Genomic DNA, 18,863 nt, shown 5'->3' with positions numbered 1-18,863 from the left:
CGGTCGGCGTGCAGACGGGTAACGCATGCCCGGATCAGACCGGCAGATCGCGCAGCTTCTTTTCCTGGTCGGTCAGGCTGCGGACGAAACCGGGATGGCGGAAGATGCGGTTGCCGTAGTCTTCGATCGCCTTGCCGTCCTTCGGCAGCGGTACGTCCAGCGACTGCAGGCGCCAGATGATCGGCGCCATCGCGCAATCGGCCAGGCTCATTTCCGGGTTGAGGAAGAACTTGCTGGCCTTGAACAGCGGCAGCGAGGCGGTCAGCAGCTCCTTCAGGCGCTTGCGGCCGGCCTCGGCCTGGGTCTTGTTGCCCAGCTGGATGGCCTGCACCTGCGGCACCCAGTCGTGCTCGATGCGCAGCATGGCCAGGCGGATGCGCGCACGCGACAGCGGGTCGACCGGCATCAGCGGCGGATGCGGGTAGCGCTCGTCCAGGTACTCGCTGACCACCGACGCGGCGTAAAGCACCAGTTCGCGTTCGACCAGGGTCGGCACCGAGTGGTACGGATTGAGGTCGATCAGGTCTTCAGGCGGGTTCTGTGGATCGACCGGAACGAAGTCGAAGGTCACACCCTTGGCCGCCAGGACCAGGCGTACACGGTGGCACAGTACATCGTCGTTCGAGGAAAACAGCGTCAGTGTATTGCGCATGCGTACGCTCGCCGCCATCAAAGGCTCTCCCACGACAGGAGACCGCCTGCCGCATCGGCGCCGCCGGCACCGTGCCAGCGATCGACTCCTCCCCGAGTGTGCAACCGACCATCACAAAAGCCAATAGGCCCGTGCGATGGCCGGCGGCAGATTCAGTGAACGTCCTTCCAGTATTCCTTCTTCAACAGATACAGCAGGAAGGTCAGCAGGGCCAGGAACAGGATTACCCACACGCCCAGCTGCTGGCGCTTGAGCGCGGCCGGTTCGCCGGCATATTCGAGGAAGTTGGTGATGTCCCGCACGGCCTGGTCGTACTGCCCGGCATCGACCGAACCCGGCGTTTCAATCTTCAGGCCGGTCACCGGCGGGTCCATGCCCGGCGCTTCGGGCTTGCCATGCACGGCATGCTGCAGGCCCTGCATTTCCCACAGCGGGTTGGGCATGGACGCGTTGGCGAACAGCGCGTTGTTCCAGCCCAGCGGCCGGCTGCTGTCCAGGTAGAACGACTTGAGATAGGTGTAGACCCAGTCACTGCCCCGCACGCGCGAGATCAGGCTGAGGTCCGGCGGCATCTTGCCGAACCACTTCTCGGCATTCTCCTTGGGCATCGCCACCGGGATCGGATCGCCGATCGCCGAGCCGGTGAAGTTGAGGTTGTTCATCACCTCCTCTTCGGTCAGGCCCAGGTCCTGCGCCATCCGCGAATAGCGCAGGTACTTCAGCGCGTGGCAGCCGGAGCAGTAGTTCATGTACAGCTGCGCGCCGCGCTGCAGCGAAGCGCGGTCACCGAGGTCGTTGCCAGCCTGCAGCAGCTTGGTGCCGCCTTCGGCGGCGGAGGCCAGGAAACTGCCCAGCATCAGGGCGGCCGTCAGGGCCAGCCGGACCATCCAGCGATCAGTCATGGGTGGTCACCCTCTCCGGTACCGGCTTGGTCCTGTCCAACCGTGTCCATAGCGGCATGGTGATGAAGAACGCGAAGTACAGGAAGGTCAGCACCCGCCCGATGTAGGTCTCGTGCACGTCGGTGCCCGGGCCGGAACCAATCACGCCCAGCCAGACGAAGCACACCGCCAGCACGCCCAGCATCACCTTCGAGATCCAGCCGCGGTAGCGCACCGACTTCACCCTGGCCTTGTCCAGCCACGGCACCAGGAACAGGATCGCAATGGCCGAGAACATCACCAGCACGCCGCCCAGCTTGTTCGGCACCACGCGCAACATCGCGTAGTAGGGCGTGTAGTACCAGACCGGCTTGATGTGCTCCGGGGTGACCAGGCGGTTGGCCTCGGTGAAGTTGTCGTGCTCCAGGAACAGGCCGCCGAAACCAGGCGCGAAGAAGATGATGAAGGCGGCGATGATCAGCAGGAAGCCGGCGCCGACGCCATCCTTGAGCGTGTAGTACGGGTGGAACGGAATACCGTCGGCCGGAGCGTTCGGCGACCAGCGGTTGCCCTTCGGCCCCTTCTTGATCTCCACGCCGTCCGGGTTGTTCGACCCCACTTCGTGCAGCGCGCCCAGGTGCAGCACCACCAGCAGCAACAGCACCAGCGGCAGGGCGATGACGTGCAGTGCAAAGAAGCGGTTGAGCGTGGCGTCACTGGGCAGGTAGTCGCCCATGATCCACTCGGTCAGGCCGTTGCCGATCACCGGTATCGCGCCGAACAGCGAGATGATCACCTTGGCGCCCCAGAACGACATCTGGCCCCACGGCAGCACGTAGCCCATGAAGGCTTCGGCCATCAGCACCAGGTAGATCAGCATGCCCAGGATCCACACCAGTTCGCGCGGCTTCTGGTAGCTGCCGTACAGCAGGCCGCGGAACATGTGCAGGTAGACCACGATGAAGAACAGCGAGGCCCCGGTGGAGTGCATGTAGCGGATCAGCCAGCCCCACTCCACATCACGCATGATGTATTCAATGGAGCCGAACGCCTCGGCGGCGTTGGTCTTGTAGTGCATCGTCAGGAAGATGCCGGTGACGATCTGGTTGACCAGCACCAGCAGCGCCAGCGAACCGAAGTAGTACCAGATGTTGAAGTTCTTCGGCGCGTAGTACTCGCTGACGTGCTTGCGGTACACCGGCATCAGGCCCGGTGCGCGGGCATTGACCCAGTCGGCCACGCCGCTGGCGGTACGGCTGAGGATATTGGCCATCAGGCAGCCCCCTGCGGATCGACACCGATGATGATGGTGTTGTCGTCCTGGTAGTGGTGCGCGGGCACCTTCAGGTTGATCGGCGCCGGCACGTCCTTGAAGACACGACCGGACATGTCGAAGCGCGACTTGTGGCAGGGGCAGAAGTAGCCGCCCTTCCACTGCGGGTCGTAGGGCTCAGGGCGGATCTCGGCCACCATTTCCGGCGAGCAGCCCAGGTGCGTGCACAGGCCGACCAGCACGGAAATATCCGGCTTGATCGAGCGCAGCTCGGGGTTCTGCTTCAGCACGTATTCCGGCTGTTGGTCCTTCTCGCCGGACACGGGGTCCTTGAGACGGCCGTCCAGCCCGTGCAGCGCATCGAGGATCGCCTTGGACCGCTTGACGATCCAGATCGGCTGGCCACGCCATTCCACGATCAGGCGTTGGCCTTCCTGCAGGGCGCTGATGTCGGCCACCACCGGTGCGCCGGCAAGCTTGGCGCGGGCACTGGGGTTCCAGGATTTGATGAAAGGAACTGCGGTGAATCCGACGCCGACGGCGCCCACCACGGCTGTGGTGGCAGAAAGAAAACGCCGACGTCCGGTGTTGACTGGATCGTGTACCCCATCGTTGGCCATCCGGCACTCCGATATTGATTAGGTAGCTTTAAGGCTGCCAGCGGATCCGGTGGGGGCCAGAGCCGCATTGAATCACGGTTGAGTGTAGCGGAACCGTCGCGCGCCACACAACGCTCTTTGCAAGGAGTGCCGACCAACAGTCGGCACCTACCTGTTCAACGGTGTGCCGACTGACAGTCGGCACCCACCAGTCTGCGGTACCTACTGGTGGCTCAGGGCGGTGCGGTAACGCTCGGCCAGCTGCCCGACCCGGCGCACGTAGTACTGGGTTTCGCTGTAGGGCGGTACGCCGCCATGGCGGTCGACCGCGCCTTCGCCAGCGTTGTAGCCGGCTGCGGCAAGGGTCAGGTCGCCATTGAAGCGCTTCAGCAACCACGCAAGATACTGCACGCCGCCGCGGATGTTCTGCCCGGCATCGTAGGAGTCACTGACCCCGAAGCGCGCGGCGGTTGGCGGCATCAGCTGCATCAGGCCCTGCGCACCGGCACGGCTGAGCGCGGTCGGGTTGTAGGCCGACTCGGCATGGATGATGGCCCGCACCACCGCCTCTTCCACGCCGAACTCGCGCGCGGCGGAGGTGATCTCGGTCTGGAAGGCCGAGGTGTTCAGGCGCACGGTGCCGAAGTCCACGCGTGGATTGACCCCGCACGCGTAGCAGCGCTCCATGAAGCTGTAGCGGATGGTCCGCACTGGGCCGAGGTTGGCGACCTGGGTCGGGCGCGCACTCGTGTAGTGGCGCACGCCGTCCTTCATGAAGGAATAGACCTGGCCGCTGACCATGCGCCCGCCACGCGAGGCGACCGGCTGTGCCGGCGCGGCGGCTGCAGGCGCAGGCGCGACCGTTGCCGGCGCTGCGGCGCTGGCGGCAACGGCAACCGGGTTGCGTTCGATGCTGGCCACCGTGGTCGGCGCCGGCCTGGATGCGGCCACCACCGGGCGCGGCGCAGGACGGGTGTCGCGGCTGTAGCTGATGGTGCTGCAGCGCGCACCTGCCACCCGCTTGCTTACATAACTGGTGACGCCATCAGGGCCCTGGCACTTGTACAGGGTGCCAGCGCTGGCCGGCGCAGCGGTCAGCGCAGCGATGATGATCGCCGTTGTCCCCAGTATCCCCTTCATGGCGGCGAGTGTCCCAGCTTCGCCGGAGCTTGCCAAGCGATGTGGCTCAGCCTGTGACCGGCGGCACGGCCAGCACCTGGCCCAGCCCGGCCAGGCGCTGGGCCAGTTCGTCGCGCAGGCCCGGCGGCGTGGTCCACAGCGCCACCGGCACGCGGTCCAGGCTGAGGATCTGCGCCAGCATCATGCCCCGGCTCTCGGCCCCCATGCGCAGCAGACAGTGCTCGGCACCATCCGCCTCCAGCACCCCGCACCAGGGAGGAATGCGGCCTTCCAGCTCGGCGCGGCTGCCGGCCAGGCGGACGATGGCCTGCAGCGCGAACGGGGCCTGGCTGACCGCCTGCCGCACCATCACGTCCGGGGGTGCCGGCGTGCGCCGATGCAGGCCGGGCTCGGTGCATTCGCGCACCGCGCCCATCCGGTCCACACGCAGGGTGCGCCAGTCCTGCCGGCCCAGATCCCAGGCCAACAGGTACCAGCGCCGGCCGTAATTGACCAGGTGCTGTGCCTCGACTTCGCGCTGGGTAACAGCCTCCTGCGCGCTGCGGTATTCGAAGGCCAGCCGTGACGCCTGCCGGCAGTACTGGGCCAGCCGTCCGAGCAGGCGTGCGTCGGTGGACGGAAGATCGGACAGGGTGGCCGTCGCTGCATGCACCTCGCCGGCCTGCTGGCGGCGACGGGTCGGCACCAGCGGGTCGAGCTTGGACAGCAGGCCACGCGCGGTGTCGTCGATGCCGGCGACGGTGGCCGAGGCCGCGCGCAGGGCGATGGCCAGGGTGGTTGCCTCCTCCTCGTCCAGCAGCATCGGCAGTACCGGCGCCCCGGCCCCCAGCTGATAGCCGCCGCCGACCCCGGCCGAGGCCTGCACCGGGTAGCCCAGCTCGCGCAGGCGCTCGATATCGCGGCGGATGCTGCGTCGGTCCACACCCATGCGCTCGGCGAGCTCGGCCCCGGACCACTGGCGGCGGGCCTGCAACAGGGCGATCAGGCGCAGCAGTCGGTGGGCGGTATGGCGCATGAAGGATCGAGGACAGAAGTCGTCCGCAATAGTGCCCCAGGATGGCCTCCAGTTCACCACCCACCGCAAGGAGCAATGCCATGAATTCACGCCGGATCACCCTGTACCACGCCGCCCGTTCCCGCTCGAGCGGCGCCGTGGCCCTGCTCGAAGCGCTGGGTGCCGACTACCGCATGCAGGTGCTGGACCTGAAGGCCGGCGCCAACCTGGCCCCGGCCTACCTGGCCATCAACCCGATGGGCAAGGTGCCGGCCATCGTCCACAACGGCGCACTGGTAACCGAACAGGTGGCCATTTATCTGTACCTGGCCGACCTGTATCCGGAAGCCGGGCTGGCCCCGCCGATCGGCGACGCCCTGCGCGGGCCCTACCTGCGCTGGATGGCCTTCTATGGCGCCTGTTTCGAGCCGGCGATGATCGACAAGGCGATGCATCGCGAGCCGCCGCCGCGCCTGATGTCGCCGTACAACGACGCCGAGACCGTGCTGCAGGTGGTCGAGGCCCAGCTGGCGCAGGGCCCGTACCTGCTCGGCGAGACGATGAGCGCCGCCGATGTGCTGTGGGGCAATGCGCTGGCCTGGACCACCGCCTTTGGCCTCGTGCAGCCGGCGCCGGCAACGGCCGACTACATCGCCCGGATGAGCGCGATGACCGCCTTCGACCGGTCGCGGCGGATCGATGCGGAGCTGGTGGCGGCGTAATCAGCGCCCCCTTGTAGAGCCGAGCCCACGCTCGGCTGCTCCTCCGCCTTGCACAAGGCAGCCGAGCGTGGGCTCGCCTCTACAGTGATGACCACGCCGGGCTTGGGCTTGGCCGCATGAACGCGGCGGCTGGCGCGGGATGCGGGTAGAATTGCCCGCTTTCCCGCCACCCGAATGGATTAAGCGCCATGACCGGGACGCCAGACGTCTTTCCGCCCGCCACGCCGGGCGGTACCCCGCTCGTTGCCCTGCCCGCTGGTCCGCGCAAGCCCGACCAGGTCAAGGGCAAGCTGTACATCAAGACCCACGGTTGCCAGATGAACGAGTACGACTCGGCCAAGATGGCCGACGTGCTTGCCGCCAGCGATGGCCTGGAACTGACCGATACCCCGGACGACGCTGACGTCATCCTGGTCAACACCTGCTCCATCCGCGAGAAGGCGCAGGAGAAGGTATTCAGCCAGCTGGGCGTGTGGAAGGGCCTGAAGAACAAGGGCCGCGAGGTCATCATCGGCGTCGGCGGCTGCGTTGCCTCGCAGGAAGGCGAAGCGATCATCAAGCGCGCGCCGTTCGTCGACCTGGTGTTCGGACCGCAGACCCTGCACCGCCTGCCGGAACTGATCCGCGCGCGGCGCGAACAGAAGCGCCCGCAGGTGGACATCAGCTTCCCCGAGATCGAGAAGTTCGACCGCCTGCCGGAGCCGCGTGCCGATGGCGCCTCGGCGTTCGTGTCGATCATGGAAGGCTGCTCGAAGTACTGCTCGTTCTGCGTGGTGCCCTACACCCGCGGCACGGAGGTCAGCCGCCCGTTCGAGGACGTGGTGGTGGAAGTGGCCCAGCTGGCCGCGCAGGGCGTGCGCGAGATCAACCTGCTCGGCCAGAACGTCAACGCCTACCGTGGCCCGTATGGCGATGGTGAGTTCGCCGACCTGGGCCTGCTGATCCGCACCATCGCCGAGATCGATGGCGTCGGCCGCATCCGCTTCACCACCTCGCATCCGCTGGAGTTCAGCGATTCGCTGGTCGACGCGTTCCGCGACGTACCGCAGCTGGCCAACTTCCTGCACCTGCCGGTGCAGGCCGGCAGCGACCGCGTGCTGTCGGCGATGAAGCGCGGCTACACCGCACTGGAATTCAAGTCAAAGATCCGCAAGCTGCGCGCGGTGCGCCCGGACATCTCGATCAGCTCGGACTTCATCGTCGGCTTCCCCGGCGAGACCGATGCCGATTTCGAGAAGACCATGAAGCTGATCGAAGACATCGGCTTCGACCACAGCTTCTCCTTCATCTATTCGCGCCGCCCGGGCACGCCAGCGGCCGACCTGGAGGACACGATCAGCGATGCGGAGAAGCACGCGCGCCTGTCGCGCCTGCAGGAGCGCATCAATGCGCACGCGGCCAGCATCTCCCAGAAGATGGTGGGCACGGTGCAGACCGTGCTGGTGGAAGGTCCGTCGCGCAAGAATCCGAACGAGCTGACCGGCAAGACCGAGAACATGCGCTCGGTGAACTTCCCGGCGCCGGCGCGGCTGATCGGCCAGTTCGTGGATGTGGTGATCACCGAAGCGCTGACCAATTCGCTGCGCGCGCGGGTGGTGGCGGAGTAAGGTCTGGGTGTGCCGACCAACGGTCGGCACCCACCGTAAATGATGCCGGCCAGCGGCCGGCACTACCGAATGACAGGCCTCAATCCAATCGCTTGCGGAAGCGCAGGATCGCCAGCGTCATCATCACCACGATGAAGGCCAGCAGCGCCAGCGCGTCGTGCCACAGCTCCCACAGCGAGGCGCCGCGCAGCATGATGCCGCGCACCAGCCGCAGGAAGTGGGTCAGCGGCAGCACTTCCGCCAGCCATTGCACCGGCCGCGGCATGCCCGCAAACGGGAACATGAAGCCCGACAGCAGGATCGACGGCAGGAACAGGAACAACGTCATCTGCATCGCCTGGAACTGCGAGCGCGCGCGCGTGGAAATCAGCAGGCCCAGTGCGAGGTTGGCCAGCACCAGCAGTACTGCGGCCAGGTAGATGTCCAGCAGGCTGCCGCGGATCGGCACCTGGAACAGCCAGGTGCCCAGCACCAGCACCAGCGTGGTCTGCAGCAGGCCAATCGCTGCATAAGGCAGCACCTTGCCCACCATCAGTTCGCTGCGCGACACCGGCGTGGCGATCAGCAGCTCCATGTTGCCGCGCTCGCGTTCGCGCACCACCGCCACGGCCGTGAACATCACCAGGGTCATGGTCAGGATCACCCCGATCAGGCCCGGCACGATGTTCACCACCGAGCGCCGCTGCGGGTTGTAGAAGCTGGTCACGCTGATAGGACCACTGGAGATGCTGCCTTCGCGCAGGGGACGCGTGTTGCTGGTCGGACGCGTGTCCAGCGGCACCTGCGCCAGCTGGATCGCTGCGCTCTGCACCACGGTGTCGCTGCCATCGACCAGCACCTGCACTGCTTCGCGACCGTCGAAGCGGCGACGCTCGAAGTCGGCCGGCACCACGATGCCGACACTGATCTCGCCACGGCGCAGCGCCTGCATCAGCTGGTCGGGCGTGTACGCCTCGCTGCGCGGCGTGATCACGCCGGTGGCGACCATGTCCTGCACCAGCGCGCGCGAGGCGGCACTGTTGGCCTGATCGGCGACACCGGCGTCGAGGTGACGCAGGTTGAGATTGATCGCATAGCCGAACAGTAGCAGCTGCATCACCGGAATGCCGACGATCATCGCCAGCGTGATGCGGTCGCGCCGTAGCTGCCGCAGTTCCTTGAGCATGATCGCCCACAGCCGGCGCAGGTTCATTCCGCCGGCTCCCGGCCACGACCACGGGTGGCGGCCACGAACACGTCTTCCAGGTTCGGTGCCACCTTCTCGATGCTGGCCTGCGGGTCAGCACTGGCCAGCGCACGGCCCAGCACTGCGATGTCCGCCGCTCCCTCATTGCACAGCACGCGCAGATGGGTGCCGATCTGCGCCACGCTGAGCACGCCGGGCAGATCGGCCAGTGCGCGGCTGGCCAGGCGCGGCTGCGACGCGGTGACCTGCAGCGTGCGCCCTTCCAGCCGTGCGCACAGTTCGGCCGGCGTGCCGTCGGCCACCAGCGCGCCACGATCAAGGATCGCCAGGCGGTGGCAGCGCTCGGCCTCGTCCATGTAGTGGGTCGAGACCAGCACGGTGGTGCCCGCATCGGCCAGTTCGAACAGGGCCTCCCAGAAATCGCGGCGCGATTCCGGATCGACTGCGCTGGTCGGCTCGTCCAGGAACAACAGCTCGGGCGCATGCACGACGGCGCCGGCCAGCGCCAAGCGCTGCTTCTGGCCACCACTGAGGGTGCCGGCCAGCTGCGGCTGCCTGTCCAGAAGACGATACTGCTGCAGCAGTTCGTCGACCCGCTGCCGGGCCTGCGCGCGTGGCAGATCCTGGATGGCGGCGAGGAATTCCAGGTTCTCGCGTACCGAAAGATCTTCATACAACGAGAAGCGCTGGGTCATGTAGCCGATGCGCCGGCGCAGTGCTTCGGCCTGCTCGGGAACCGCCAGGCCCAGCACCTCGATCTGCCCGGCACTCGGTTCCAGCAGGCCGCACAGCATGCGGATGGTGGTCGACTTGCCCGACCCGTTCGGCCCCAGGAAGCCATAGACCTGGCCACGCGGCACGGTCAGGTCGACATTGTCCACGGCCAGCAGATCGCCGAAGCGGCGGGTCAGGCCCTGCGCGTGCACCGCGATGTCCGCACCGGTGTTCAGAAGCGCACCTGTACCGGAAGGCCCGCTGGCAGCTTCTGCATGTCGCTGTTCCCGTCCACTTCGATCTCGGCCAGATAGCTCAGGCGCTCGACGTCATCACCGGTCAGTGCGTAGTACGGCGTGAACGACGGCTCACTGCGGATCGCACGCACGTGCCCCGTCAGCACCGTGCTGCCTCCCTCCAGCTGTATCTGCGCGGCCTGTCCGACCTTGACCTGCAGGCGCAGCGGTTGCGGCAGGTAGACGCGTGCATAGGGGCGCTCGCCGACCAGCATCACCGCCAGCGGCGCGCCGACCGGCGCCTGGTCCCCCTGCCGGTAAGGCAAGGCATCGACCACGCCGTCGCGCGGTGCGCGCAGCTGCAGCTTCTGCAGGTTGACGCCCTGCACCACCTGCTGTGCCTGTGCGGCATCCGCGGCCGCCTGGCCCTGGGCGATATCCTGCACACGGCTGCCGTGCACCCGCTCCAGCCAGGCCTGCTCGGCAGCACGCGCGCTGGCCTCGGCATTGCCGGCAGCGGCGCGTGCACGATCCAGTTCAGCGGCGGCAATCAGGCGCTGCCGTGCCAACGGCTGGACACGTCGGTAATAGGCAGTTGCTTCGGCAGCCTGTGCGCGCAACGCGGCCAGTTGCGCCTGGGCCTGCGCGATCTGCTCCTGGCGTGGGCCGATCTGCAGTTCTTCCAGCTGGGCCTGCGCACGCGCCGCATCAGCCTGAGCTGCGGCGAACTGCGCGTCTCCCCGGGCCGGGTCCAGCTGCATCAGCACGGCCCCGGCCTTGACCTGCTGTCCCTCGCGCACCTCCACCGTGGCGATGACTTCGGCCGCCGGCGCCGGCACCGTGATCCGGTCCCATTCCAGCGTGCCCAGTGCAGTCGGCGTTGACTGCCCACACCCCGCCAGCAGGCCGATGCCCGCCAATCCGATTCCACGCATCCCGTTGCCGATGCCCATGCCATCCCCTCCTGCGACGGCGACACGGTGCCATGTGCCCCGTGCACCCTCAATGATTCCGATCAGCCCTGACGGTTTTTTCACCACACGTGGGCAAGCCTTTTGCTGCAAGGCTCCGCACCACCTATCCACAGGTTGATTCGGCATCATTCCACAACCGCTGTGGAAATCCGCAGGGAGGTGGCTTTGTTGCTCGCCCGGCAACGAAACCTGCACTGCCATCACGATGAATGACCCCGTACAGGCCACCCGTGGCAGTGCTGCCGCAGCGACGAACGGCCATGACGCTTTTTTCACCAGGACCTCATGGGCCTTGTGGCACAAGCATCGCAGAGGTCTATCCACAGGTTTCCGCGTGCCCCGTCCACACCGGGTGTGGAAAACGCTGTATCGACCGTCTGCTGGCCGTGTGCCCCGCACGCGCGCTACCCTTGTCCTCCCTGAATACACTGCGGTGGAAGGCGTCGGCCCCACCCCAAGCAATGAAAAGCATCGATCATCGAGACTTCACCCTGTCGCCGGAAGACAACGAGCGACTGGCCAACCTGTGCGGCCCCTTCGACGGGCACCTGCGCCAGATCGAGCTGAAGCTCGGCGTGGAGATCGCAAATCGTGGCTTCGTGTTCCGCATCAGCGGGCCCAAAGAAGCCATCGTCGAGGCGCAGAAGCTGGTTGAAGCGCTGTACGCCGAAGCCAGCGAAACCACCTTCGACAACCACGCCATCCACCTGCGCCTGGCGCAGGCCAATGTCGAGCAGATCGCCGAGCGCTCCTATGAAGCGCAGGACGTGGCGATCAAGGTCAAGCGCGGCACGGTGCGCGGCCGCGGCGCAAACCAGGGCCGCTACCTGCACCAGATCGCCACCCACGACATCAACTTCGGCATCGGCCCGGCCGGTACCGGCAAGACCTTCCTGGCCGTGGCCAGCGCGGTCGAAGCACTGAATGAATCGCGGGTGCAGCGCCTGATCCTGGTGCGCCCGGCGGTGGAGGCCGGCGAGAAGCTGGGCTTCCTGCCCGGCGACCTGAGCCAGAAGGTCGATCCCTACCTGCGACCGCTGTACGACGCCCTGTACGAGATGATGGGCGTGGAGAAGGTGGTCAAGCTGCTGGAGAAGAACGTCATCGAGATCGCACCGCTGGCCTACATGCGCGGCCGCACGCTCAACGATGCGTTCGTGATCCTGGACGAAGCACAGAACACCACCATCGAGCAGATGAAGATGTTCCTGACCCGCCTGGGTTACGGCTCCACTGCGGTGGTCACCGGTGACCTGACCCAGACCGACCTGCCCAAGCATGTGAAGTCCGGCCTGCGCGACGCCATCGACGTGCTGCGTGAGGTCGAGGGCGTGAGCTTCACCTTCTTCGAATCCCGTGACGTGGTCCGCCACCCGCTGGTCGCACGCATCGTCAGCGCCTACGACCGCCGCGACCTGCATCAGATCCAACCTGGAGCAACTCCATGACCCGTGGACCCGTGCGACTGGACGTCGCCGTCAGTTATGCCCTGCCACGTGCCGGCCTGCCGGCGGCAGGCAGCTTCCGCAAGTGGGTGGCCGCCGCGTTGAAGGGCCGCATCCGCGAGGCCGATCTGGCCATCCGCGTGGTCGATGCCAAGGAAGGACAGTCGTTGAACCGCCACTACCGCGGCAAGGACTACGCCACCAACGTGCTCAGCTTCCCGGCCGAAGTACCCGAAGGCCTGCCCAAGGGCGTCAAGTTCCCGCTGCTGGGTGACCTGGTGATCTGTGCACCGGTGGTGGCACGCGAGGCCGACGAACAGGGCAAGGCGCTCAATGCCCACTACGCGCACCTGACCGTGCACGGCGTGCTGCACCTGCTCGGCTGGGACCACGAGGACGACAAGGAAGCCGAGGCGATGGAGCAGCTGGAACGGGAGATCCTGGCCGAGCTGGGCATCGACGACCCATACGCGGGCGAGCGCTGAGCGGGCCACCGCCCGTCGCCACGACTACAAGGGGATCAAGGATGACTCCGGGAAACAGCTTCACGGCGTTTGCGATGAGCGCGGGCCTGTTCGCCGGCCTGCTGATGCTGGGCGCGTACACCGTGCGTCGCCTCAGCGCTCGTGAACCCGCCGGCAGGCACTGGCTGCTGCGCAGCCTCGCCCTGCTCTCGCCTTTGTGCCTGCTGGCTGGGCTGGCGACGGGCATGATCGGCCCCCACCTCACGGGTAGAGCGGAACCCGCCCACCTGCCCGGGCTGTGGGAAACGTCGATGGTGCTGATACTGGTCGGTGCCCTGACCCTGCCGGTGCTGTGGCGAACGCTGCTGCAGCAGCGGCTTGGCACGCCGGTCAACGCACTCCCGTTCTTCCATGCCAGCCGCACCTCGCTGCTGGTGCTGTTCGTGCTGGCCGTGATCTACATGAAAGTGGCCAGGACGGCCGCATCGGAACTGATGCCCTGGCTTACCAGCCCAGGCCTGTGGCCAGCTGTGGCGCGCATTGCGGGTCAATCGATGCACATCGCCATGCTTGCGGTCGTGCTGTCCCTTTCACTGATGGTCGTGCGGCGGGCGATGACCGGCTTCCTGCGCCTTCTCACCGGACTGTTCAGGCGCTAACCGGGGCTATGATGGCGGCCCTTCGCCTGCGGAAACCAACCGTGTCACTGCGCTGCTGCCTGCCCCTGCTCTGTGCCCTCGCCGCTCCCTCCTTCGCCACCAGCCTGGACCTGCCGGCGCTGATCGAATGCCGCCAGGGCGTGGCCGACCAGGCTGCGCTGGCGCCGTTGCTGGCCGACCCGCTGAAGGCCGTGGCCCAGGGCCTGCAGCCGCTGCCACAGGGCAACCAGTTCATGAGTGAGTTCCGCCTGGCCCAGCCGATCAGCGTGTTCGGCATGAGCACCGAGCGGGTGGCCGTGGCCGGCGCCAGCATCATGGCGGTGCTCGACCAGGCCGACCCACGCCCGCTGGCCAAGCGCCTCGCGCTGGAGACCGGCTACGACCAGGACGGCAAGTTCATGGCCGGCCGCGAGCTGGTCAGCCGCGACGTGACCGACCCGAAGACCGGCGAGGCCCAGATCGAGTCGATCATCCTCAGCGTCTCCACCGTGGCCTCCCACCCGGGCAAGACCCTGGCAGGCTGCACCTACAGCCTGGACCTGCCCGAGGAGGATCCGGCCCCGGCCGCCCCTGCCCCGGCCACCGGCAGTCACTGACAGGCCGTCACATCCTGCTAGACTTGGGCCAACGCCCGGCCTGCCGGGTGCCTTTTTTCCAGAGATGTCAGAAGACGACAGTAGTAGCTCCCCTGCGGAGCACAGTGAAAAGAAGCGCGGCTGGCTTGAACGCCTGACCTCCGCCTTCTCCGGCGAACCCCATACCCGCGACGAGCTGGTCGCTGTCCTGCACACCGCGCAGGAAGAGGGTCTGATCGCTGCCGATACCCTGAAGATGATGGAAGGCGCCATTTCGGTCGCCGAGCTGACCGTGGGCGACGTGATGATCTCGCGCTCGCAGATGGTCTCGCTGCCGGTTGAGGCGCCCTTCCTGGAACTGATGAAGCAGGTGGTCGAATCCGGCCATTCGCGCTTTCCGGTGCACGGCGAGAACAAGGACGACATCCTTGGCATCCTGCTCGCCAAGGACCTGCTGCGCGGCGTGGTTGCCGACAACGGCCCGGCCAACGTGCGCGAACTGCTGCGCCCGGCGGTGCTGATCCCGGAGGCGAAGAAGCTCAATGTGCTGCTGAAGGAATTCCGCCTGTCGCGCAACCACATGGCCATCGTGGTGGACGAGTACGGCGGTGTCGCCGGCCTGGTCACCATCGAGGACGTGCTGGAACAGATCGTCGGCGAGATCGACGACGAGCATGACGAGGCTGAAGATCCCTCGGCGCAGATCGCGATCCAGTCCGACGGCCAGTACGTGGTCGACGCGCTGACCCCGATCGGCGACTTCAACGAACGCTTCGGTGCCACCTTCTCCGACGAGGACTACGACACCATCGGTGGCCTGGTCACCGAGGCCGTGGGCCACCTGCCGGAAGTCGGTGACGAGCTGGCGCTGGACCGCTTCATGTTCCGCGTGGCCCGCGCCGATGCGCGCCGGGTCCAGGCCTTCCACGTGACCGTGCTGCCGCCGGACGCGCAGGACGACGCTTGAAGCGCCGCGGCCTGATCCTCATGGTATGGCTGGCACTGTGCGTGCTGGCCATGGCCCTGCCGCTGGCCGCGTTCGCGCGGCCGGCGGCGGCCACACCTGCTGCGCCCGGCACCGGCGCCGAGGCCCCTGCGCCTCGCATCGGCGTGGTGACCATGCAGCCGGGCACGGTGTTCTTCGAACGCTTCGGCCACGACGCCATCGTCGTGGTCGATCCGCTCAGCGGCGAAGCGACCTCGTACAACTTCGGGTACTTCGATCCGTCCGAGGACGATTTCATCAGCCGCTTCGCGCGCGGCGACATGATGTATTACCTGGTGGCGCTGCCGCTGCAGCAGGACCTGTCCTACTACGACGAGACCGGCCGTGGCGCCAGCGTGCAGTGGCTGGACCTGCGCCCCGACCAGGCACGTGCGCTCGCTGCCGATCTGGCCGAACGGGCCAAGCCGGAAAACGCGCGTTACCACTACGACTACTACACCGCCAACTGCGCCACGATGGTGCGCGACACGGTGGACAAGGCACTCGGCGGCGGCCTGCAGTCGCAGCTGTCGGGGCGCTCGCGCGGCAACACCTACCGCAGTGAATCGGTGCGCCTGGCCTCGCCGGCACCCTGGATGTGGCTGGGCTTCGATGTAGGCCTGGGGCCGTTCGCCGACCAGCCGCTGTCGCGCTGGCAGGAAGCCTTCGTACCGATGCGCCTGGCCGATGCGCTGCGCCAGGCACGTAACAGCGATGGCCGTCCGCTGGTTCAGTCCGAACAGGAACTGCTGCCGCACCGTATCGATCCGGAGCCGAAGGAATCCGCGCGCCGCTGGTGGCCGTGGCTGCTGCTCGGGCTGATCGTGGCCGCCGGCGTGCTGGCGCTGCGCCGCCGTCCGCGCCTGCTGGCCGGGCTGGCGCTGCCGTTCTGGCTGCTGTGTGCCCTGTTCGGCGGCGTACTGGTGTTCCTGTGGGGCTTCAGCATCCACTACGCCGCGTGGGCCAATCGCAACCTGCTGTTGCTTTCGCCGCTGGCGGTGCTGCTGCTGCCCGGGGCGATCAGCCTGCTGCGCCGGCGCGTGCCGGGCCGCATGTTCAGGATCGTACTGTGGCTGCTGGCGGTACAGGCGGTGGCCGCGCTGGTGCTGCACTGGCTGAGCCTGCAGGCGCAGTACAACGTGCAGTGGATCGTGCTGCTGCTGCCCGTCCACGTCACGCTGGCATGGGTGCTGGGGCGTACTCCTCACTTGTCCAAAACACAGCCCTGACGCACGATGGCGGGCATGTCATTGCCCGCCTCCGCTGCCGCGCCCGCCTCGGCCAACCCCGCCTGCGTCATCAACTGCGTCCACTACGATGACGAGGGCAAACGCCACGACATCACCCTGGACGCCATCAGCGATGTCATTGCCGGTGGCAATGGCTTCGTCTGGGTCGGCCTGTACGACCCCAATGACGATGTGCTGTTGAAATTGCAGGAAGAGTTCTGCCTGCACGACCTGGCCATCGAGGATGCGCGCAATGCGCACCAGCGGCCCAAGGTCGAGACCTACGGCAATTCGATGTTCGTGGTGGTGACCACCGCGCAGATGGTCGACGAGCGCATCCAGTACGGCGAAACCCACGCCTTCCTCGGCCCACGCTTTCTGGTGACGGTGCGCCATGGCGCTTCGCTGTCCTACGCCCCGGTACGCGCGCGGGTCGAGCGCGAGCCGCAGCTGCTGAAAATGGGCCCGTCGTACTGCCTGTATGCGGTGACCGACTTCGTGGTCGACAACTACCTGCCCATCGTGCACCGCTTCCGCGACACCCTGGACCTGCTCGAAAAGGACATCTTCGCCGACACCTACAAGCGCAGCACCGTGGTGCGGCTGTACGAGCTCAAGCGCGAACTGAACAAGATGCGCATGGCGGTGGCGCCGCTGCAGGACGTGCTGGCACAGCTGCGTCGCTATCAGGGCGAACTGATCCCCGACGAGGTGAAGCTGTACATCCGCGACGTGCACGACCACGCGGTACGCATCAGCGATGTGATCGACACCCTGCGCGAGATGCTGGGCACCGCACTGAGCGTGAACCTGTCGCTGGTGACGCTGGCGCAGGGCGAGACGGTCAAGCGGCTGGGTGCATGGGCGGCGCTGCTGGCGGCGCCGACGCTGATCACCAGCTGGTACGGCATGAACTTCAGCCACATGCCGGAATTGAACCAGCCATGGGCCTACCCGCTGATGATCGTTGGCGTGGGCGGCGTGTGCGTGGGGCTGTACCGGCTGTTCAAGCGCGCGAAGTGGTTGTAGATCGTATCGACCAACGGTCGATACCCGCCAGACCGGTAGGCCACGACCGTTGGTCGTGGCGCATTGGATGATCCATCAAGCCACGTAGACGGTCTTGATGTTCATGAACTCATGGATGCCGTGGTCGGCCAGTTCGCGACCGAAACCGGACTGCTTGCTGCCGCCGAACGGCAACCGCGCGTCGCTCTTGACGATGGCGTTGACGAACGCCGCACCGCATTCCATTCGCTGAGCGAAACGTTCACCGCGCACCGCGTCGCGCGTCCACACGCTGCCGCCCAGGCCGAAACGGGTGTCGTTGGCCACGCGCAGCGCCTCGGCTTCATCCTTGACCCGGATCACTGCCGCCACCGGCCCGAACAGTTCCTCATCGTAGGCCGGCATGCCAGGACCCACCTGGTCGAGCACGGTGGCCGGATAGCCGGCGTGCGTGCCCGCAATCGGCTCACCACCCACCAGCACCCGCGCGCCCTTGGCCACGCTGGCCTGCACCTGCTTGTGCAGTTCGTCGCGCAGGTCGGCACGCGCCATCGGCGCCAGCGTGGTACCGCGCTCGTCAGGGTCGCCATACTGGCGCTCACCCGCCGCTTCGACAAAGCGGCGGGTGAATTCATCGGCCACCGCATCGACCACGATGAAGCGCTTGGCCGCGATGCAGGTCTGCCCGCTGTTGTCGAAACGTGATTTCACTGCCGCGCCCACGGTCTTGTCGAGGTCGGCATCGTCGAGCACCACGAAGGCATCGCTGCCGCCGAGCTCCATCACCGACTTCTTCAGCTGGCTGCCGGCATTGGAAGCGATCGAGCGCCCTGCCCGCTCGCTGCCGGTCAGCGTCACCGCCTTCACCCGTGCGTCGCGCAGCACCTCGGCGGCCTGGTCGTTGTCGATGTGCAGTACATCGAACACGCCATCGGGCAGGCCGCCGTCACGGCACACCGCCAGGATCAGGTCGGCGCACTGCGGCACGTTGCTGGCGTGCTTGAGCACGGCCACGTTGCCAGCCATGAACGCCGGGGCCAAAAAACGGAACACCTGCCAGATCGGGAAATTCCACGGCATCACCGCGAACACGCAGCCGATCGGCTCGTAGCGCACATAGCTGCGCTGGGCTTCGGTGTCGATCAGCTGCGGCTTCAGGTAGTCGGCCGCGTGGTCGGCGTAGTACTCGCAGGCGGCCGCGCACTTGTCGACCTCGGCCAGCGCCTCAGCCTTGAGCTTGCCCATCTCGTGGGTCATCGCCTGCTGCAGGTCATCGCGACGGGCGCGCAGCTGCGCGGCAATCTGGCGAAGGATGGCGCCGCGGTCCTGCAGCGAGTGATCAGCCCAGCCGGGGAAGGCATCGGCAGCGGCCTGCAGGCGCTGCTCGATGTCGGCTGCACCCATCAGTTCATGGCGGTAGGTCACCTGGCCGGTGGCCGGGTTGATGATCTCGACGGTCATGGGGGATCTCCATCTGGAAGACTCCCATTGTGCGCCGCCGGCCGTGAGCCGGGTGTTGC

19 protein-coding genes are annotated in these 18,863 nt (G+C 66.8%); 9 read left to right on the top strand and 10 right to left on the bottom strand.

Going from position 1 to position 18,863, the window contains the following annotated elements:
• Positions 1-34: 34 nt before the first annotated feature.
• From M1L61_RS07500 to M1L61_RS07475, 6 genes are all read right to left on the bottom strand, one after another.
• Positions 35-670 carry a glutathione S-transferase N-terminal domain-containing protein gene (locus M1L61_RS07500; protein WP_005408842.1) on the bottom strand — a complete coding sequence of 212 codons (636 nt, stop codon included), beginning with the start codon at positions 668-670 and terminating at the stop codon, positions 35-37.
• 134 nt (positions 671-804) lie between these two features.
• Positions 805-1,554: a cytochrome c1 gene (locus tag M1L61_RS07495; RefSeq protein WP_010486117.1), complete on the bottom strand. Its 750-nt coding sequence runs from the start codon at positions 1,552-1,554 to the stop codon at positions 805-807.
• Positions 1,547-2,806: a cytochrome bc complex cytochrome b subunit gene (locus tag M1L61_RS07490; RefSeq protein WP_019337153.1), complete on the bottom strand. Its 1,260-nt coding sequence runs from the start codon at positions 2,804-2,806 to the stop codon at positions 1,547-1,549. The genes M1L61_RS07495 and M1L61_RS07490 overlap by 8 nt, the downstream gene beginning before the upstream one ends.
• Positions 2,806-3,426, bottom strand: a complete 621-nt coding sequence (petA, locus tag M1L61_RS07485; protein WP_241888484.1) for a ubiquinol-cytochrome c reductase iron-sulfur subunit — start codon at positions 3,424-3,426, stop codon at positions 2,806-2,808. The genes M1L61_RS07490 and petA overlap by 1 nt, the downstream gene beginning before the upstream one ends.
• 201 nt (positions 3,427-3,627) lie before the next feature.
• Positions 3,628-4,545 carry a lytic transglycosylase domain-containing protein gene (locus M1L61_RS07480; protein ID WP_248854515.1) on the bottom strand — a complete coding sequence of 306 codons (918 nt, stop codon included), beginning with the start codon at positions 4,543-4,545 and terminating at the stop codon, positions 3,628-3,630.
• Between the two features lie 46 nt (positions 4,546-4,591).
• On the bottom strand, positions 4,592-5,560 hold the full coding sequence (locus tag M1L61_RS07475; protein WP_010486125.1) for a WYL domain-containing protein: 969 nt from the start codon (positions 5,558-5,560) through the stop codon (positions 4,592-4,594).
• A gap of 80 nt (positions 5,561-5,640) precedes the next feature.
• On the opposite strand from M1L61_RS07475, the gene M1L61_RS07470 reads away from it, so the two are divergent.
• Positions 5,641-6,261 carry a glutathione S-transferase gene (locus tag M1L61_RS07470; protein ID WP_010486127.1) on the top strand — a complete coding sequence of 207 codons (621 nt, stop codon included), beginning with the start codon at positions 5,641-5,643 and terminating at the stop codon, positions 6,259-6,261.
• A gap of 188 nt (positions 6,262-6,449) precedes the next feature.
• Positions 6,450-7,868: a tRNA (N6-isopentenyl adenosine(37)-C2)-methylthiotransferase MiaB gene (gene miaB / locus M1L61_RS07465; RefSeq protein WP_010486129.1), complete on the top strand. Its 1,419-nt coding sequence runs from the start codon at positions 6,450-6,452 to the stop codon at positions 7,866-7,868.
• 79 nt (positions 7,869-7,947) lie between these two features.
• Here miaB and M1L61_RS07460 read toward each other — a convergent pair whose 3' ends face one another.
• The 3 genes from M1L61_RS07460 to M1L61_RS07450 are packed head-to-tail and all read right to left on the bottom strand — an operon-like array spanning position 7,948 to position 10,957.
• The gene (locus M1L61_RS07460; RefSeq protein WP_248854514.1) at positions 7,948-9,060 is read right to left on the bottom strand and encodes an ABC transporter permease; all 1,113 of its coding nucleotides are present in this window, start codon (positions 9,058-9,060) and stop codon (positions 7,948-7,950) included.
• Positions 9,057-9,980, bottom strand: a complete 924-nt coding sequence (locus tag M1L61_RS07455) for an ABC transporter ATP-binding protein (protein WP_010486131.1) — start codon at positions 9,978-9,980, stop codon at positions 9,057-9,059. The genes M1L61_RS07460 and M1L61_RS07455 overlap by 4 nt, the downstream gene beginning before the upstream one ends.
• A 20-nt stretch (positions 9,981-10,000) precedes the next feature.
• On the bottom strand, positions 10,001-10,957 hold the full coding sequence (locus M1L61_RS07450) for an HlyD family efflux transporter periplasmic adaptor subunit (protein ID WP_010486135.1): 957 nt from the start codon (positions 10,955-10,957) through the stop codon (positions 10,001-10,003).
• Between the two features lie 482 nt (positions 10,958-11,439).
• On the opposite strand from M1L61_RS07450, the gene M1L61_RS07445 reads away from it, so the two are divergent.
• The 7 genes from M1L61_RS07445 to M1L61_RS07415 all read left to right on the top strand — a co-directional run bounded on the left by M1L61_RS07445 (position 11,440) and on the right by M1L61_RS07415 (position 17,364).
• Positions 11,440-12,426 carry a PhoH family protein gene (locus M1L61_RS07445; protein WP_043400441.1) on the top strand — a complete coding sequence of 329 codons (987 nt, stop codon included), beginning with the start codon at positions 11,440-11,442 and terminating at the stop codon, positions 12,424-12,426.
• The gene (ybeY, locus tag M1L61_RS07440) at positions 12,423-12,908 is read left to right on the top strand and encodes an rRNA maturation RNase YbeY (RefSeq protein ID WP_100448180.1); all 486 of its coding nucleotides are present in this window, start codon (positions 12,423-12,425) and stop codon (positions 12,906-12,908) included. The genes M1L61_RS07445 and ybeY overlap by 4 nt, the downstream gene beginning before the upstream one ends.
• Before the next feature lie 41 nt (positions 12,909-12,949).
• Positions 12,950-13,546 (top strand): hypothetical protein, encoded by a 597-nt coding sequence (locus M1L61_RS07435; RefSeq protein ID WP_100448178.1) that lies wholly within the window; start codon positions 12,950-12,952, stop codon positions 13,544-13,546.
• 11 nt (positions 13,547-13,557) lie between these two features.
• Entirely contained in the window at positions 13,558-14,142 is a 585-nt protein-coding gene (locus tag M1L61_RS07430; protein WP_248854513.1) for a hypothetical protein, read from the top strand.
• 64 nt (positions 14,143-14,206) lie between these two features.
• Positions 14,207-15,088 (top strand): transporter associated domain-containing protein, encoded by an 882-nt coding sequence (locus tag M1L61_RS07425; RefSeq protein ID WP_005408827.1) that lies wholly within the window; start codon positions 14,207-14,209, stop codon positions 15,086-15,088.
• Positions 15,085-16,335 carry a DUF4105 domain-containing protein gene (locus M1L61_RS07420; protein WP_248854512.1) on the top strand — a complete coding sequence of 417 codons (1,251 nt, stop codon included), beginning with the start codon at positions 15,085-15,087 and terminating at the stop codon, positions 16,333-16,335. The genes M1L61_RS07425 and M1L61_RS07420 overlap by 4 nt, the downstream gene beginning before the upstream one ends.
• Before the next feature lie 6 nt (positions 16,336-16,341).
• Positions 16,342-17,364, top strand: a complete 1,023-nt coding sequence (locus M1L61_RS07415) for a magnesium and cobalt transport protein CorA (RefSeq protein ID WP_049482912.1) — start codon at positions 16,342-16,344, stop codon at positions 17,362-17,364.
• Positions 17,365-17,439: 75 nt separating this feature from the next.
• Here the strand turns inward: M1L61_RS07415 and M1L61_RS07410 are convergent, their stop codons facing one another.
• On the bottom strand, positions 17,440-18,804 hold the full coding sequence (locus M1L61_RS07410; RefSeq protein WP_197597685.1) for an NAD-dependent succinate-semialdehyde dehydrogenase: 1,365 nt from the start codon (positions 18,802-18,804) through the stop codon (positions 17,440-17,442).
• Positions 18,805-18,863: the final 59 nt, after the last annotated feature.

Origin of the sequence: Stenotrophomonas sp. NY11291, from assembly GCF_023277365.1 — a bacterium.
Taxonomy (GTDB): domain Bacteria; phylum Pseudomonadota; class Gammaproteobacteria; order Xanthomonadales; family Xanthomonadaceae; genus Stenotrophomonas; species Stenotrophomonas geniculata.
Note: the sequence above shows the minus strand (reverse complement) of the source record. Positions and strands in the feature narration are given on the sequence as shown.